Source organism: Corynebacterium doosanense CAU 212 = DSM 45436, from assembly GCF_000767055.1.
In the GTDB taxonomy this organism is placed as follows: Bacteria; Actinomycetota; Actinomycetes; order Mycobacteriales; family Mycobacteriaceae; genus Corynebacterium; species Corynebacterium doosanense.
In genome coordinates, this window is sequence record NZ_CP006764.1 from 1,829,723 (window position 1) to 1,844,746 (window position 15,024).

Here is a 15,024-nt window from a genome sequence, read left to right on the forward strand (position 1 = left end):
CGCCCTCAGTTTCGGGGTGGAAGGTCCGCCTGCGTGAGGGTGGTGCGCCGCCGCGCGGCGGGGCGCACGCGTTGGAGCCGGGTGCGGATGTTGTCGTACTCGCTGACCCGGTGCCTGCCCACGATGCGGTCGGCAACGGTGAGGGCGATGCCCACGACGATGATGAGCGCCCCGGCGGTGAACGCGCCCGAGTAGTACCAGGCGGCGACGATGGCACCGTAGACCACCGAACCGATGCCGGTGCCGGCGTCGTAGAAGATGTTCCACACCGCGGAGGCCTGGGAGACCTTGGAGCGTGGCAGGCGCTGGAACATGCTGAGCAGGGCCTCGTTCTGCACGGCACCGAACCCACCGCCGAAGAGGACCGCCGCGACCACCAGCAGCCAGACGGGCCAACCCCAGGCGACGGTCGCCGCCATGAGCGCCATGCCCGCCAGGCCGGCGACCTGGGCGTAGATGATCAGCCCGCCCGGCTGGCCGGTCCGGTCGGCGATGACGCCGGCCAGATAACGCGGGACCATCGCCGAGCCGCCGACGATGGACAGCATGAAGCCGCCGATGACCGCGCCCGCGGCGGGGTTGCTCTCCACCACGGCCGCGGGCAGGAAGGAGGACACCGCGCCGAAGCTCATGGACAGGGTGGTCAGCGCGAGCGCCGGCACGAGGACCAGCTTCCACATGGGCACATGCTGGGGTTCGCCGGCGACCTGTCCGGCGCTGGCCGGACGCGCGGGCGCTGCCTTGAGGCGCGGGATGCGCAGGCACATGAGCACGGCGATGAGCGCGACGACCGCCGCGGTGATGTACACCGTGTCGTAACCCGCGGCCTGCGCGAGGAACAGTCCCGCCGGCAGCATGATCATCTGGGCCAGGCCGATGAACACACCCATGGTGCCGGTGGCCTTGCCCAGGAACCGCACGGGCACAAGCTCGGCGACGAGCGCCGCCTCCGCCACCGTCAGCGCGCCGAAGCCGATGCCGCGCAGCGCGGAGAAGAGCAGGACCACCCAGGCCTCGGTGCCGAGCAGGTGGCCGAGCGCGGGGACGCCGAGCATGAAGGCGGCCGCGACCATGACGGGGTTGTAGCCGATACGCCGCAGCATGAGCGGGGTGAACATCTGGGTGATCACCGTGGCGAGCATGAACACGCCGGTGGAGGCACCGGCCAGCCCGGCGGATCCGCCGGAGTCGAGAACGGCCAGGGGAATGACCGGCAGCAGGAGCGACCACGCGCCGAAGGCGGCCGCGATGGCCACGAGAGTGGGAGTGAACCCGGGACTCTTCCACATGCTGTCGAGTCGTTCGATCTCAGCTCGGGGAAGAACCTGCGGGGACACTAACCTATCTCTCCTAACAAGATGACCAGGGCGGCGGCCGTCGCCAGCGCCGCGAGGACCGCCATGAGGATAGTCGCCACCTTGGAGGAACCCTGGTACGCGGACCAGGCTCCGCCGACGAGCAACCCGGCGAGGAGAAACAGCAACCAGACCGGCAGGTACGTCAGGGCAGACGGCGAATCGTTCTGCGCCACACTAGCAAGGATCGACATGCCCTACAGCGCGCCCTTGGTGGAGGGAACGCCGCTGACCCGGGGGTCGGATTCGGTGGCCTCGCGCAGCGCCCGGGCCACGGCCTTGTACTCGGCCTCGGTGATGTGGTGGGGGTCGCGGCCGTAGTGCACGTTGACGTGCAGGGTGATCCGGGCGTTGAAGGCGAGGGTCTCAAAGAAGTGCCGGTTGATCACGGTGGCGTAGTGGCCGCCGATGATCTGGTGGTCCATGTGCCCGGGCTCGCCGTTCATGACAAAGTACGGCCGGCCGGAGACGTCGACAACAGCCTCCACCAGTGTCTCGTCCATGGGCAGCTGGCGCTGGCCGAAGCGGCGGATGCCGGACTTGTCGCCGAGGGCCTCGAGCAGCGCCTGGCCGAGGACGATGGCGGTGTCCTCGACGGTGTGGTGGGCGTCGATCTCGACGTCGCCACGCGCCTTGACCGTGAGGTCGAAGCACCCGTGGGTGCCGAACGCCGTGAGCATGTGGTCGAAGAACGGCAGCCCGGTGGCCACGTCGACCTGGCCCGTGCCGTCGAGGTTGATCTCCACCTGGATGTCGGATTCCCGGGTGGTGCGGGAGGAGGTGCCGGTACGCATGATTTAGTTCTCCTTGCTGAGTTCTTCTGCCGCCGCGAGGAACGCGTCGTTTTCGCTGGGTAGGCCGATGGTGACCCGCAGGTGTCCGCCGACGCCGACGTCGCGGATGAGCACTCCCCTGTCCAGGAAGGCCTGCCAGGTGGCGTGCGGGTCGTCGAAACGCCCGAAGAAGAGGAAGTTGGATTCGCTGGGCACGATCCGGTAGCCGAGCTCAGTCAGACGCGCGGCCACCCGGTCACGCTCCCGGGAAAGCTTCGCGACGGTCGCTAGCGTGTCGTCCGCGTGGCGCAGCGCGACGATCGCCGCGGCCTGCGAGAGCACCGACAGGTGGTACGGCAGGCGCACCAGCATGACGGCCTCGACAAACGCGGGGTCCGCGACGAAGTAACCGAGGCGCCCGCCCGCGAAGTCGAAGGCCTTGCTCATGGTCCGGGAGACGACGAGCTTGGCCGGGTACTTGCGCAGCAGCGTGGTGGCCGACGGCGAGGCGGAGAATTCCGCATACGCCTCGTCGACGATGACGATGCCCGGCGCGGCGGCGACGATGCGCTCGATGTCTTCGAGCGACGTGACATCGCCGGTGGGATTGTTCGGCGTGGTGACAAACACGACGTCCGGCTGATGCTTATCGACGGCCTCCAGCGCCACCGCCACATCAATCCGGAAGTCCTCCCCGCGCGGAATGGAGAGGAACTCGGTCTGCGTGCCCGCGGCGAGCAGCGGGTGCATGGAGTACGAGGGGGTGAAACCGATCGCGGTGCGCCCGGGCCCGCCGAAGGCCTGGAGCAGCTGCTGCAGCACCTCGTTGGAGCCGTTGGCCGCCCAGAGGTTCTCCCGGGTGACACTCACGCCGGTCTGGCGGGAGACGTAGTCCGCCAGGGCGTCTCGCAGCTCCACCGCGTCGCGCTCCGGGTAGCGGTTGAGCTGCGGGGCGAGCTTGGCCACCGTGTCGCCGAGGTCGTCGATGAGCGCCTGCGAGGGCGAGTAGGGGTTCTCGTTGGTGTTGAGCTGGACGGGGACGTCGAGCTGCGGCGCGCCGTAGGCGGACTGGCCTCGGAGCTCGTCGCGCAGCGGCAACTGGTCGAGGGTGGTCTCGGACATTTACTTCCCTCCGGTGGGCAGGTCTTCGAAGCGGGCGCGGATCGCTTCCCCATGTGCAGGCAGGGCCTCCGCGTCGGCGAGCGCGATGATGTGCGGGCCGATCTCCTGGAGCGCATCGCGGTCGTATTCGATGAGGTTGACCGGGCGCAGGAAGGTGTGGGTGGACAGGCCGGGGTTGAACCGCGCCGTGCCCGAGGTGGGCAGGACATGGTTGGAACCGGCGGCGTAGTCGCCCAGGGGCACCGGCGAGTACGCGCCGACGAAGACGGCACCGGCGTGGGTGACCCGCTCGGCCACCTCGCGGGCGTTTCGGGTGTGGATCTCCAGGTGCTCGGCGGCGTAGGCGTCGGCGGCGGCGATGGCGGCTGAAAGGTCGTCGACAAGCACGATGCCCGACTGCGCACCCTCCAGGGCCTCCCGGACCCGCTCGGCGTTGAACGTGACCGTGTAGCGGCGCTCGATCTCGGCGTCGACCGCCCGGGCGAGCTCCTCCGAGTCGGTGATGAGCACGGAGGCGGCGAGCTGGTCGTGCTCGGCCTGGCTGATGAGGTCGTAGGCGACCTGGACGGCGTCGGCGGTGTCGTCGGCGAGCACGGCGATCTCCGAGGGGCCGGCCTCGGAGTCGATGCCGACCGTGCCGTTGACCAGGCGTTTCGCGGCGGCGACAAAGATGTTGCCCGGGCCGGTGACCATGTCCACGGGAACCAGATCGGCGGATTCGTCACCGTGCGCGAGCAGCGCGACGGCCTGCGCACCGCCGACCGCCCACACCTCGTCCACGCCGAGCAGGTGGCAGGCCGCGAGCGTGGTGGGGTGCGGCCAGCCGCCGAACTCCGACTGCGGCGGCGTGGCCACGACCAGCGAGGACACCCCGGCCTCCTGGGCGGGGATGACGTTCATGAGCACGCTGGAGGGATAGACCGCCTGTCCGCCCGGGACGTAGAGGCCCACGCGCTCCACCGGGCGGAAGACCTCGGTGACCGTGGCGCCGTCGGCGAGCGTGGTGGTGTGGGAGGCGGGCTTCTGCTCGGCGTGCACGGCGCGGATGCGCGAGATGGACTCCTCCAGCGCGGCGCGGACCTCGGGCGAGAGGGTGTCCGCGGCGTCGCGGATCACCTCGGCGGGGACGCGGACCGAGGTGGGGCGGATGGAATCGAAACGCTCGCCGTAGTCCAGCGCGACGGAAGCACCGCCCTGGCGCACGGCCTCGACGATGGGGGCGACGGTGGGCAGGACGGCGGCCACATCCGTTCCCCCGCGCGGGAGCGCCGCGCGCAGCCCCGCCGTGGACGGGGTGGTTCCGCGCAGGTCGGTGATCTTCAGCATGGTCTCGCCGTGCCTTTCCGTTGAGGCTTTCTACTGCGTGTCACTCTAGTGCCCGGCCTGGACACCCGGCCCAGGTGGCCACCCGTACACTGCAGAAGGTACGTCTTTTCTGAGGGGGTAATGATGAGCAAACGATCGTCCGGCCCCGCCGCGGGTGGCGATGTCCCGCTGTACGTCGATCTCACGCGGGTGCGCTCCGCCGCCGAAAGCTTCGGCTTCCACTATCTCGAGGGCGAGCAGCGCCTGGTGTTCCCGTGGAACAACCACGTGCTCATCGTGCGTATCGACGACGACACGCCGCCCACCCTCCTCTTCGAGGCAGAGCTCCGGGAGCGCCTGTCCTTCTCCGAGATCGCCACCACCGCGCAGTCGATCAACGAATGGAACCACGAGCGGCTGGGACCGACGGCGTCGTTACGCGTGAACGACGACGGTGAGGTGGAGATCCACTCCCGCACGTGCGTGCTCATCGACGAGGGCCTCAGCGATGAGCAGCTTTCCGAGCACATCCGCCTCGGCATCGAGACCACCATCCTCTTCGTCCGCGAGCTGCTGGGCGATCACCCCGATCTCGAGACCGGCGCGGAGGGGACCGACGAGCTGGACAAACGGCGCGGCCAGCAGGACCTCGCCGCGATGATGGAGCACCGCGCCGCCGAGAAACGCCGCAGCGCCGAGGACAACGCCATGCCGATGCACGCGGAAACCGACACGACGGAGTGGGCTGATCAGGTGGACGAGGACGATTTTCGCGGGGACGCCCAGTCCCCCACCGAGGTGACGGTCGACCGCGTGCGGGCGGCGCTGAGTGATCTGGGCATCACCAAGACCACCGGCGAGGATGAGGCACTCATCGCCTGGATCAACGGCGTGCTCTTCGGGTTCTTCATCGACAACGGGCCGAGTTACCTGGTCAAGGGCCACTGGGATCCCGGCCTCGATCCCGACGGCGACTTCCTGCGGGTGTTCCTGCTGTGCAACGACTGGAACGAGGAGACGCTGACCACCAAGGCCTACACCCACACCGACGACGACGGCCTCCAGGTCCGGGTGGAGTTCACCGTCGCGGTGAGCGCCGGGCTCAACGACGCGCAGCTCGAGCACAACACCGCCGTGGCCATCAACCACATCCTGCACGCGGTGGACACCATCAGCACCGACGCCACCGGCGTCAGCGCCGTGGAGTGGCCGAACTAGGCGATTCCGAAGACGCGGCGCACGAGGTCGTTGACGAACATGCCGTCCGGGTCCACCTCGGCCCGGAGTTCCGCGGCCGCCGCCAGGTCCTCGTGCCGCTCGCTGAGTTCCGCGAATCCCAGGGTGTGGATCTTGCCCCAGTGCGGGCGACCGTCCGCGGCGGCCAGGATGGGTTCGATCTGCCGGAACCACGCCTCGTGGTCATCGCGGTGGAACCGGTGCACCGCGATGTAACAGGACTGTCGGCCCTTGGCCGTGGACAGGGGGACGTTGTCCGCGGCGGTGGCGCGTACCTCGATGGGAAAGAGCACGTGCTGGTCGCTGCGGTCGAGGGCGGCGCGGACCTCGGTGAGCACCTCGGTGGCGTCGGACAGGGGCACGGAGTACTCCATCTCGTTGAACCGCACCCGCCGGGTGGAGACAAAGACACTGTGGGCGTAGTCGGAGTATTCCCGCTGGTCCAGGAATCTCGCCGAGAGGTGGGCGAAGGGCTCCGTCAACCTGGGGAAGGTGGAGGCCAGCTGGCACATGGCGCCGAAGACGCCGTTGTTGGTCACCTCGTCCGCCGCTACCTTGCGCCAGCGCGGAATCGGGGTGATGGCCTCGGTCGCCGGCAGGCGCGCATTCCTCTTCGCGTGCACGACATCGGTGTGGGAAAACCAGTAGAACTCAAAATGATCGGACCCCCGGACGTGCTCCTCGAAATGGGAGATGGTCTCCGAGAGGGATTCCGAGCGCTCGGAGGCCCGGAGAATGAAGGTGTCCACCACGTCGAGCTCTACCTCGGTGACGATGCCGAAGGCGCCGAGGGAGATCCGGGCGAGATCGAACAGCCGGCCGTCCGGGCCGGGCGCGCCGGGATACGCGTGGCGCAGCACCCCGTCGGTGGTGACGATGCGAAAACCCTTCACCATGCCCGCGAAACCGGTGTGGCCGATGCCGGTGCCGTGGGTGCCGGTGCTGATAGCCCCGGCGAGCGACTGCGGGTCCACGTCACCCTGATTGGCCAGGGCCAGGCCGTGCGGGCGCAGCAGGTCGGGAATGTCACGCAACCGGGTCCCGGCGAGGATGCGCGCGGTCATGGCGTTGCGGTCGATGGACGTCACCGCGGACAGGTGATCCAGGTTGATGAGGATGCCATCGGTCTGCGCGAGCGGCATGAAGGAGTGCCCCGCACCCACCGCCTTCACCCGTTGACGGCGCTCGGCGGCGCGGGAGACGATCTCGCAGACCTCGGCCTCGGTGCGCGGCTGCAGGATCTGCTCGGGCTGGGCTGTGATCAGGCCGGACCAGTTGTGCCAGGTGGAGGTGGACATCAGACGAAACTCCTCGACTCTCCGCGGTAGGTGGGCCAGCGGTCGATGATGCGACCGCCGGATACGACGATGACCTCGTCGGCGAACTCGGTGGGCTCCCCCGCCTTCGCGGCGCGGAACCACACGTGGTCCCCCAGCCGGAGCGAGGCTGCGGCGGCGCCCATCAGCGGGGTCTGCACTTCCCCGGGCCCCTCGAGCCGGGCCATCGACAACCCCTCGGGCCAGTCGACGACGGGCAGGCGGTCCGTTCCCGGCGGGCCCGAGCCGACCCGGCCGCCGCCGGCCACCGTCACCGTCCGGCGACCGGGTCGGCGCACCACGGGGAGGACAAACCACTCCGCCGGCTGCGGCCGGAAGCTGGCGTAGTGGTCGAAGAGCGCGGAGCCGATGATCCCCGAACCGGCGCCGATCTCAGTGACCGAGTCCTCCGCGGACGTGGTCTCTATCGACCCGGTGCCGCCGCCGTTGATGAACTCGATCTCCGTCGCGCCGGCATCACGGACCGCCCGGAGGATCTTCGCCCGGCGGGGCGCCAGCTCCCGGACGGAGAGTTTCTTCATCAGTGCCACCGCGCGGGAGGTGTCGGTCGTGCCGGCGATCTGCCCCTCGTAGGCCATGAGCCCCACGAGTTTCAGGTGCGGGCGGGCCAGGATCTGCTGCGCCATGTGGGCGGCCTGGCGTGGGGCGTGCACGGGGGAACGCTTCGCGCCGATCCGCAGGGGGCCGAGGCGCAGGCCCGCATCGATGTCGAGGCACACACGCAGGCGGGCGGACGGTCGCACCTGGTCGTACACGGTGTCAAGAAGCTCGAGATGCTCGGCGGAGTCGACCATGACGGTCACGGCGTCGAGGTATCTCTGCTCCCCCATCCACCGGGCCAGGACGTCCCGGTGGGCACAGGGATAGGCCACGAGGACGTTGTCGCTGGTGAGTTCGTCGACAAGCCAGAGTGCCTCGCTGAGGTGGAAGCTGAGCACACCCCGGTAGCCGGGAAGGGCTAGGACCCGCTCCATCAGGGGGCGGATCCGCAGGGACTTACTGGCAAGGCGGACGGGAACGTCGCGGCCCGCTGCCGAGGCCCGCCTGACCAGGTCCGCCGCGTTGTCCAGGGCGGCGTCGAGGTCCAGCACGGCAAAGGGCGCTTCCAGGTCTGCCACTGCCCGGCGGAGGTCGTCTTTCATAGGTGGCGACCCTACCCACCGGGCGAAGGCCTCCGGACAGTTTTCGCCTGTGAAGTACCCGGGGAAGTTTGGCGGGAGAAAGTCTGTCATTCCTCCGCCGGCTCGGGCGCGAGAAAATCCAGCACCGCGGCCAGCCAGTAACCCAGCGAGGCCAGTGCGGGCGCCGCACCCGCCGCCACCCCGGGAACAAGGGACGGCACGACACGCAGCTCGTCGCCGAGCTCGAGCTCCGAGGGCTCCGGGACGGGGTGGAGCCGGTCGGCAACGACCTCCCCCACCGCCCAGAAACTGACCGCCGCCAGGAACGCCACCGCGGCGACCCACAGCAGCATGCCCATCCCGCGTTCCCCTCGGAACCGGAAGTAGGCGAAGAGTGCCCCGCCCAGCCCCAGGAGACCCGTGATGAGGGCGAAGGTGATGAACGACGTGAACTGGGCGTTGTCCGCGTCGTGCAGCAGCAGCGCGCCGTCCGTGGAGACTTCCGCGCCGAAGGTCGGGCGCAGTGCTCCCCAGACGGCGCCGGCGACGGAGTACACCACCAGCGAGAGCGCGAGCAGCCCGGCCGCCGAGCCGACGGACCGGTTCACCCGCGGAGTGCGGGGGCGAGATTCGGTCAGGTCAGCGCGGGCAACTCGGGTGGACATGGTTGCCCAGGGTAGCCCCCGGCCATGGAAGAGCCCCAGCTAGCTGCAGAACTTCCACTCGCCACCCTCGTGCTGGAACACCATCGTGCCGGTCGACGGCCCCTCGGCGCTCTGCACGGTCACGGTGGCGGACGCGCGGTCACCGGAGTCGGTGACGGTCTGATTCTCGATGGCCGTGACGCGGCTCTCGCTGTAACCCGGGAACTGGTTCATGGGCATGTCCGGGATGCCGTCGAGCGAGTAGGCCTCAATGCCACCCTGGGCCTCGAGCGTGGCGGCACAGGTGTGGTTGGGCATGTACATCATGAATCCGTGCAGCGAGGGCTGCTGGTAGATCCCGTTGACCAGGTTGGACAGCGCCTCGGTCTCCTCGGCGCTGGCCGGGCGGCCCTGCACCGGATCCGGCTGGGCGACCTCGATGTCCCCGTTCTCGAAGGGGTTCTCCAGCACCGGAGCAGCGCCGCCGTCGGCGGCACTGCCGCTCGGCTGGTCGGCCGCCGCAGAGGGGGTCTCGCCCTCGGCGGACTCGCTGGCGGAGGTACTGGCCGAGGTGGTCGACGACGTCTGGGTGGTGCTGGCTGCCGTCGCCTGGGAGGTCACGGTGCTGGCGGAGGCTGCCTGCTCCTCGACGTCATCACCGGAGCCACAGGCGACCAGAACCAACGGCGTGGCGATGACGGCCGCAACAGCGAACTTCGACAAATTAAGGGAAACGGGCACGGGTACTCCTGTGAAATATTCGGCTAATAGTCAGTCGGTCATCCGGAAGGGAGATCCAAAAACCTCGCCCTAACGTAGCAACCGCACTTAGGCAGGCAGTCCTGACCGTCGCACAGTTTCCTGTGAAGAACCCGCCCGGGCACCGTGAATGATCAGACATGGACCAACGTCCATTATCCGGCCCCTACCAGGCCCCTACTATGGCTCTGGTGAACCTCACCCGAAACCTCATCGTCGAATCGGCCATGGAGATTCTCCGCTCCTTCGGCCTGGGCGACATGACCATGCGACGGGTCGCCACCCACCTCGGCGTGGCCCCGGGCGCACTGTACTGGCACATCGCCAACAAACAGGAGCTGGTCAGCGCCATCGCCGAGCGGATTCTCCAGCCCATGCTCACCTCCCCCGGCGCCGGCTCCCCCGACCCGGCCGCCTACTGCGGGCAGCTGCGCGAGGTACTGCTCTCCCACCGCGACGGGGCGGAGATCGTCGCCAGCGCCCTCGCCCAGCCGGACTCTCCCCTGCGCGGCGCGCTGGAAGACCGGTTGAGCGAGGAGCTCACGGAGTTGTCCGGGGATTCCCGCGTGGCGACGACCGGTGCCAGCGCCATCGTTCATCTCCTACTCGGTGCGTGTGTCCAGGAACAGAGTCGCCGACAGTTCGCTGAGATGACGGGGGCGGTGGAGGCGCCGTCGACAAGCGTCGCCCGGGAGGAGATCGATGAGCAGGTTGCGTTGCTGCTCACAGGTATCACCAGAACGAGGCCTTGATCTTTCCCGTGTAACGATCACGGGGGTCACCGGATAGACTCGCTTTTCATGAGCTCAGACAACCCCCAAGAACAACAAGTGTGGCCTGGTTCCGCCTACCCGCTTGGCTCCACCTACGACGGCGCCGGAACCAACTTCGCCCTCTTCTCCGATGTCGCCGACCGGGTCGAACTGTGCTTGATTGACAATGACGGCAGCGAGCAGCGCGTCGAGATCACCGAGGTCGACGCCCACGTCTGGCACTGCTACCTCCCCTCCGTCTCCCCCGGACAGCGCTACGGCTACCGCATCCACGGCCCGTACGATCCGTTCAACGGGCTGCGCTGCGACCCGAGCAAACTCCTCGTCGACCCGTACGCCCGCGCGTTCGACGGCGAATTTGACGGTGACCCGTCCCTCTTCTCCTACGACATCTTCGCCGAGGAGCCGGGCACCGGACGCAACGAGAGCGACAGCCTCGGCCACACCATGACGTCCGTGGTCATCAACCCCTTCTTCGACTGGGCCAACGACCGCGCGCCGAAGATCCCCTACAACGAGTCGGTCATCTACGAGACCCACCTCAAGGGCATGACCATGGCGCACCCGGACGTCCCGGAGACGCTGCGCGGCACCTACGCCGGCATGGCACACCCGGCCGTCATCGACTACCTCAAGGACCTGGGCGTCACGGCCATCGAGCTCATGCCCGTCCACCAGTTCCTGCAGGACGACCGCCTGCGTGACCTCGGGCTGCGCAACTACTGGGGTTACAACACCTTCGGGTTCTTCGCCCCGCAGAGCGACTACGCCGTCACCGCCAACCCGGGTGACGCCGTCGCCGAGTTCAAGGGCATGGTGCGCGCGTACCACGAGGCCGGGATGGAGGTGATTCTCGACGTCGTCTACAACCACACCGCCGAGGGCAACCACCTGGGCCCGACCATCGCGTTCCGCGGCATCGACAACGCGGCCTACTACCGGCTGGTCGACGGCGACCCGTTCCACTACATGGACTACACGGGCACGGGTAACTCCCTCAACGTGCGCCACCCGCACTCCCTGCAGCTGATCCTCGACTCCCTGCGTTACTGGGTCACCGAGATGCACGTCGACGGCTTCCGCTTCGACCTCGCCACCACCCTGGCGCGTGAGTTCAACGACGTGGACCGCCTGGCCACCTTCTTCGACCTGGTCCAGCAGGACCCGGTGGTCTCCCAGGTCAAGCTCATCGCCGAGCCCTGGGACGTCGGCGAGAACGGCTACCAGGTGGGTAACTTCCCGCCGATCTGGACGGAGTGGAACGGCAAGTACCGCGACACCGTGCGCGACTTCTGGCGTGGCGAGCCGGCCACCCTCGGCGAATTCGCCTCCCGGATCACCGGCTCCTCAGACCTCTACGCCAACAACGACCGTCGCCCCACTGCGTCGATCAACTTCATCACGGCGCACGACGGCTTCACCCTCAGCGACCTGGTGAGCTACAACGAGAAACACAACATGGCCAACGGCGAGGACAACCGCGACGGCGAGTCCCACAACCGCTCGTGGAACCACGGCGTCGAGGGCCCGACCGACGACCCGGAGATCCTCCAGTTGCGCGGCCGACAGCGCCGCAACTTCCTCACCACCCTTCTGCTGTCCCTGGGCACGCCCATGATCAGCCACGGTGACGAGATCGCGCGGACCCAGAACGGCAACAACAACGTCTACTGCCAGGACAACGAGCTCGCCTGGATGGACTGGAAGCAGCTGGAGGAGAACCGGGAGCTGCACGACTTCACCAAACGGCTCATCGCCATCCGCAAGCGCCACCCCGTGTTCCGCCGCCGTCGTTTCCTCTCCGGCGGCCCGCTGGGCTCGGACGTGCGCGAGCGCGACATCGCCTGGCTGGTGCCCTCCGGCGAGCTGATGACCCAGGACGACTGGGACTTCGACTTCGGCAAGGCGCTGATGGTCTACCTCAACGGCAACGCCATCTCCGAGCCGGACGTGCGCGGTGAGGCGATCGTCGACGATTCCTTCATCCTCATGTTCAACGCCCACCACGAGCCGATCGAGTTTACCCTACCGCCGCAGAACCTGGGCGCGAAGTGGCAGCTGATCGTGGACACCACCGAGGCCTGCGGCCACCCGCTGGACTCCGAGGTTCTCGCGGCCAACGGCACACTCACCGTCCCCGCGCGAGCGACCATGGTGCTCAAGCAGCTGGAGCGACCGATCTACGACGACGAGGCCGACAACGCCGAGGGCCGCGACCGCTCCGTGGTGTCCAACACCGACGATCCCGCGGACATCCTGGAGTCGCGCACCATCGCGGTGCCCACGGAGTCCCGTCCGGCCGCCGAGGTCGAACGACCGGTGACGCTCACCCCCGGGGTCGGCCACCAGCTCGACCAGGACGCCGCCGAATAGCCCACTCACCGCCATCTAACAGGGAAAGGCCCGCCTCGTGATCAGCGCCCATGGAAGCACCGTCACCGTGACCACGTCCTCGGTCACCGTCCACCGCACGGCGCTGCTCGCCGCCCTCCTCGGCGAGGACATCGCCGGCGAGGACGCCGCGGCGGGCTCCACCGTGGAGATCCCGCTCTCGGAGATCACCGGCACCGAGCTGCAGGAACCCACCGCTGTCGACGTGGGCTGGGTGGAGCTGACGGGCGCGAACGAGCGCATCGTCTTCTCCCCCAACCAGCAGGACAACGCCCGGGCGTTCCTCGCGGATCTCGAGGCCGCGCAGCGCGGCGAGGATCCCTCCGCCGGCGGCGTCGCCGGCCTCGACTTCGTGGCCCTGGCCGTCTCCACGGCCAACGGGCGGTACGGATCGGTGTGCCAGGTGTCCGCCGCGCGATTCACCGACGGCGAACTTCACGACGACAAGACCTGGCTCTGCCGCCCGCCCGAGGGTCTGGACAACTTCGAGGACACCTCCCTCGCCGCCCACGGGATCACAGCCGAGGACGTCTCCGATAGCCCCCGCTTCGGTGAGATCCTTGGCGACGTGCTCGAGTTCGTCGGCTCCGATCCGCTGCTGGCCTACAACGCCCAGTTCGTGGCCACCGCGCTGCGTGACGCCGCAGCTGCCTCGGCCGGCACGGCCGCGCCGGAGGCGCTCTTCGGCTGCACCCTCGCCCTGGCCCGCCACAGCGACCTCGACCTGCCCGACCACCGCCTGCCCACCATCGCCGAGGGCCTCGGCGTGGAGGTTCCCTCGCCTGACAACGCCCCCTCCCACGCCCGCGCCGCCGGGGCCGTCACCGTCGCGCTGGCCCAGCGCGCCGGTCGCCCGGGCTCGCTCATGGAGCTGTTCCACGCCACGGGCCTCACCCTCGGCGAGATCGCCGACGGCAAGGTCGTCTCGGTGCTCAAGGACCGCTCCGGGGCCGGTCGGAGCCTGCAGGCCAGAGGCGTCACCTCACCCGCGCCGCAGGCCGCGATGCGGGGCGAGGAGGACAAGGCCACGGGCGCGGGGACCGACTTCCGCGCACCCGCCGGTGCGGGCTCCTCTGCCACGGAGACTGGGGCTGGGGCAGACGACGGTACCGAGCAGGGCAAACGCGGCCCGGCGCCGTGGCAGGCCGTGGCCACCCCGGACGAGATTCCGGAACCCAGCGCGGCGGCCTCGCCCGACGATCCCCTCAACGGGCAAAACGTCACCCTCACCGGCGACTTCGAGCCCTACGACAAGGGCATGCTGTGGTCGGCGATCGCCGAGCACGGCGGCCAGGTGGCCAAGAACGTCACCAAGAAGTCCACCATCCTGGTCACGGGTGCCTGGGCGAGCAAGACCTCGAAGGAGAAACGTGCCGAGGAGCTGAACGAGAAGGGCCAGGACATCCAGATCTGGTCCGCCGACCAGCTCTACGAGGCGCTGGGACTCGACGAGCAGCCTCCTTTCTAGGAGGGAACCCCGGCCGGGTTCGGGCAGTCAAAGAAAGTAACCCCGGCGCGAAAGCCGCCGCGGCAACGCTTGGACACCGCCCGCACCACGACCCCGGAGGTCTCGCCGTGACCGCTCCCCTGATTCACCGACCGTCCTGCCCGCAACCCACCGCCCAGTGGCCCACCGGAGTCCTGGTTCCGCAGCTGCGCTCCACGGACGGCGCGCCCTCCCCGGCAGCCGCCATAGCTCTCTCCCGCAGGCACGATGCCGTTCTCTCCCTCAACGGCCGGATTCAGACTCCCGCCGACCTCGGGCGCGCCGGACTGAGCATCCGCGCCGCGTGGGACCAGTCGGCCACCAACCTGCTGCTTCTGGCCCGGGCACAACCCGGAATGCGGTTCTGGCTCCGCGCGCTTCCCGCCGCCCCCGGGCAGCGCCCCTGGAACGAGCTCGCCGTCGACGGCGCCGCGGCCACCAGCTGGCTGGCACATCCCCGAACCTTCACCGTGCTCAACGAGTATCTGACCACGCGTTTTGCCGCCACCCCGATCTACTCCTTCGACGAGGACACCTCGTGGACGATCCGCGTCCGGGGCGAGGACCCCTCCTCGTGGGCCGGTCCCTCCCGCGGGTCCGAGCTCATCTACCGGGCCGGCTTCCCCGTCCCGCTCAGCGGCCTGCGCGAGACCGTGCTCTCACCCCAGTCGGCCCCACTGCTTCTGGCGGCCTGACCCGGGCCGGCGCACTTTTCTTTATGC

The 15,024-nt window shown here is 68.8% G+C and carries 14 protein-coding genes; 5 read left to right on the forward strand and 9 right to left on the reverse strand.

The annotated features are described in order from the left end of the window. Nucleotides 1–5: 5 nt before the first annotated feature. From CDOO_RS08985 to hisD, 5 genes are read right to left on the reverse strand one after another with little or no spacing between them, the layout of a single operon-like run. On the reverse strand, nucleotides 6–1,337 hold the full coding sequence (locus CDOO_RS08985; protein ID WP_018020919.1) for an MFS transporter: 1,332 nt from the start codon (nucleotides 1,335–1,337) through the stop codon (nucleotides 6–8). Beyond that, nucleotides 1,337–1,549 carry a hypothetical protein gene (locus tag CDOO_RS08990; protein WP_018020918.1) on the reverse strand — a complete coding sequence of 71 codons (213 nt, stop codon included), beginning with the start codon at nucleotides 1,547–1,549 and terminating at the stop codon, nucleotides 1,337–1,339. Before CDOO_RS08990 ends, CDOO_RS08985 begins: the two co-directional genes overlap by 1 nt. A 3-nt stretch (nucleotides 1,550–1,552) precedes the next feature. Then, nucleotides 1,553–2,149 carry an imidazoleglycerol-phosphate dehydratase HisB gene (hisB, locus tag CDOO_RS08995; protein ID WP_018020917.1) on the reverse strand — a complete coding sequence of 199 codons (597 nt, stop codon included), beginning with the start codon at nucleotides 2,147–2,149 and terminating at the stop codon, nucleotides 1,553–1,555. A 3-nt stretch (nucleotides 2,150–2,152) separates the two neighbouring features. Beyond that, nucleotides 2,153–3,250, reverse strand: coding sequence for a histidinol-phosphate transaminase (locus CDOO_RS09000; RefSeq protein ID WP_018020916.1), 1,098 nt, complete (start codon nucleotides 3,248–3,250; stop codon nucleotides 2,153–2,155). Then, complete coding sequence (gene hisD, locus CDOO_RS09005; protein ID WP_018020915.1) at nucleotides 3,251–4,576, reverse strand: histidinol dehydrogenase; 1,326 nt, start codon at nucleotides 4,574–4,576, stop codon at nucleotides 3,251–3,253. Between the two features lie 123 nt (nucleotides 4,577–4,699). Between hisD and CDOO_RS09010 the strand changes: the two genes are divergently transcribed. Beyond that, a complete protein-coding gene (locus CDOO_RS09010) occupies nucleotides 4,700–5,773 on the forward strand; it encodes a YbjN domain-containing protein (RefSeq protein WP_162138655.1) in 1,074 nt (357 codons plus the stop codon). On the opposite strand, the gene CDOO_RS09015 is transcribed toward CDOO_RS09010, so the two are convergent. From CDOO_RS09015 to CDOO_RS09030, 4 genes are all read right to left on the reverse strand, one after another. Beyond that, the gene (locus tag CDOO_RS09015; RefSeq protein WP_018020913.1) at nucleotides 5,770–7,089 is read right to left on the reverse strand and encodes a D-arabinono-1,4-lactone oxidase; all 1,320 of its coding nucleotides are present in this window, start codon (nucleotides 7,087–7,089) and stop codon (nucleotides 5,770–5,772) included. The two genes, CDOO_RS09010 and CDOO_RS09015, sit on opposite strands and share 4 nt — an antisense overlap. After that, on the reverse strand, nucleotides 7,089–8,270 hold the full coding sequence (locus CDOO_RS09020) for an alanine racemase (RefSeq protein ID WP_018020912.1): 1,182 nt from the start codon (nucleotides 8,268–8,270) through the stop codon (nucleotides 7,089–7,091). Before CDOO_RS09020 ends, CDOO_RS09015 begins: the two co-directional genes overlap by 1 nt. 86 nt (nucleotides 8,271–8,356) lie before the next feature. Continuing rightward, entirely contained in the window at nucleotides 8,357–8,914 is a 558-nt protein-coding gene (locus CDOO_RS09025; RefSeq protein ID WP_155861257.1) for a hypothetical protein, read from the reverse strand. 39 nt (nucleotides 8,915–8,953) lie between these two features. After that, on the reverse strand, nucleotides 8,954–9,634 hold the full coding sequence (locus CDOO_RS09030) for a hypothetical protein (RefSeq protein ID WP_155861256.1): 681 nt from the start codon (nucleotides 9,632–9,634) through the stop codon (nucleotides 8,954–8,956). Nucleotides 9,635–9,843: 209 nt separating this feature from the next. Between CDOO_RS09030 and CDOO_RS09035 the strand changes: the two genes are divergently transcribed. The 4 genes from CDOO_RS09035 (at nucleotide 9,844) to CDOO_RS13295 (ending at nucleotide 14,997) form a co-directional block, all read left to right on the forward strand. Beyond that, nucleotides 9,844–10,404: a TetR family transcriptional regulator gene (locus CDOO_RS09035; RefSeq protein WP_026159211.1), complete on the forward strand. Its 561-nt coding sequence runs from the start codon at nucleotides 9,844–9,846 to the stop codon at nucleotides 10,402–10,404. 48 nt (nucleotides 10,405–10,452) lie between these two features. Next, nucleotides 10,453–12,798, forward strand: a complete 2,346-nt coding sequence (gene glgX, locus CDOO_RS09040) for a glycogen debranching protein GlgX (RefSeq protein ID WP_081610295.1) — start codon at nucleotides 10,453–10,455, stop codon at nucleotides 12,796–12,798. Nucleotides 12,799–12,835: 37 nt separating this feature from the next. Beyond that, the gene (locus tag CDOO_RS09045) at nucleotides 12,836–14,284 is read left to right on the forward strand and encodes an exonuclease domain-containing protein (protein ID WP_018020907.1); all 1,449 of its coding nucleotides are present in this window, start codon (nucleotides 12,836–12,838) and stop codon (nucleotides 14,282–14,284) included. Nucleotides 14,285–14,391: 107 nt separating this feature from the next. After that, on the forward strand, nucleotides 14,392–14,997 hold the full coding sequence (locus tag CDOO_RS13295) for a hypothetical protein (RefSeq protein WP_018020906.1): 606 nt from the start codon (nucleotides 14,392–14,394) through the stop codon (nucleotides 14,995–14,997). Nucleotides 14,998–15,024: the final 27 nt, after the last annotated feature.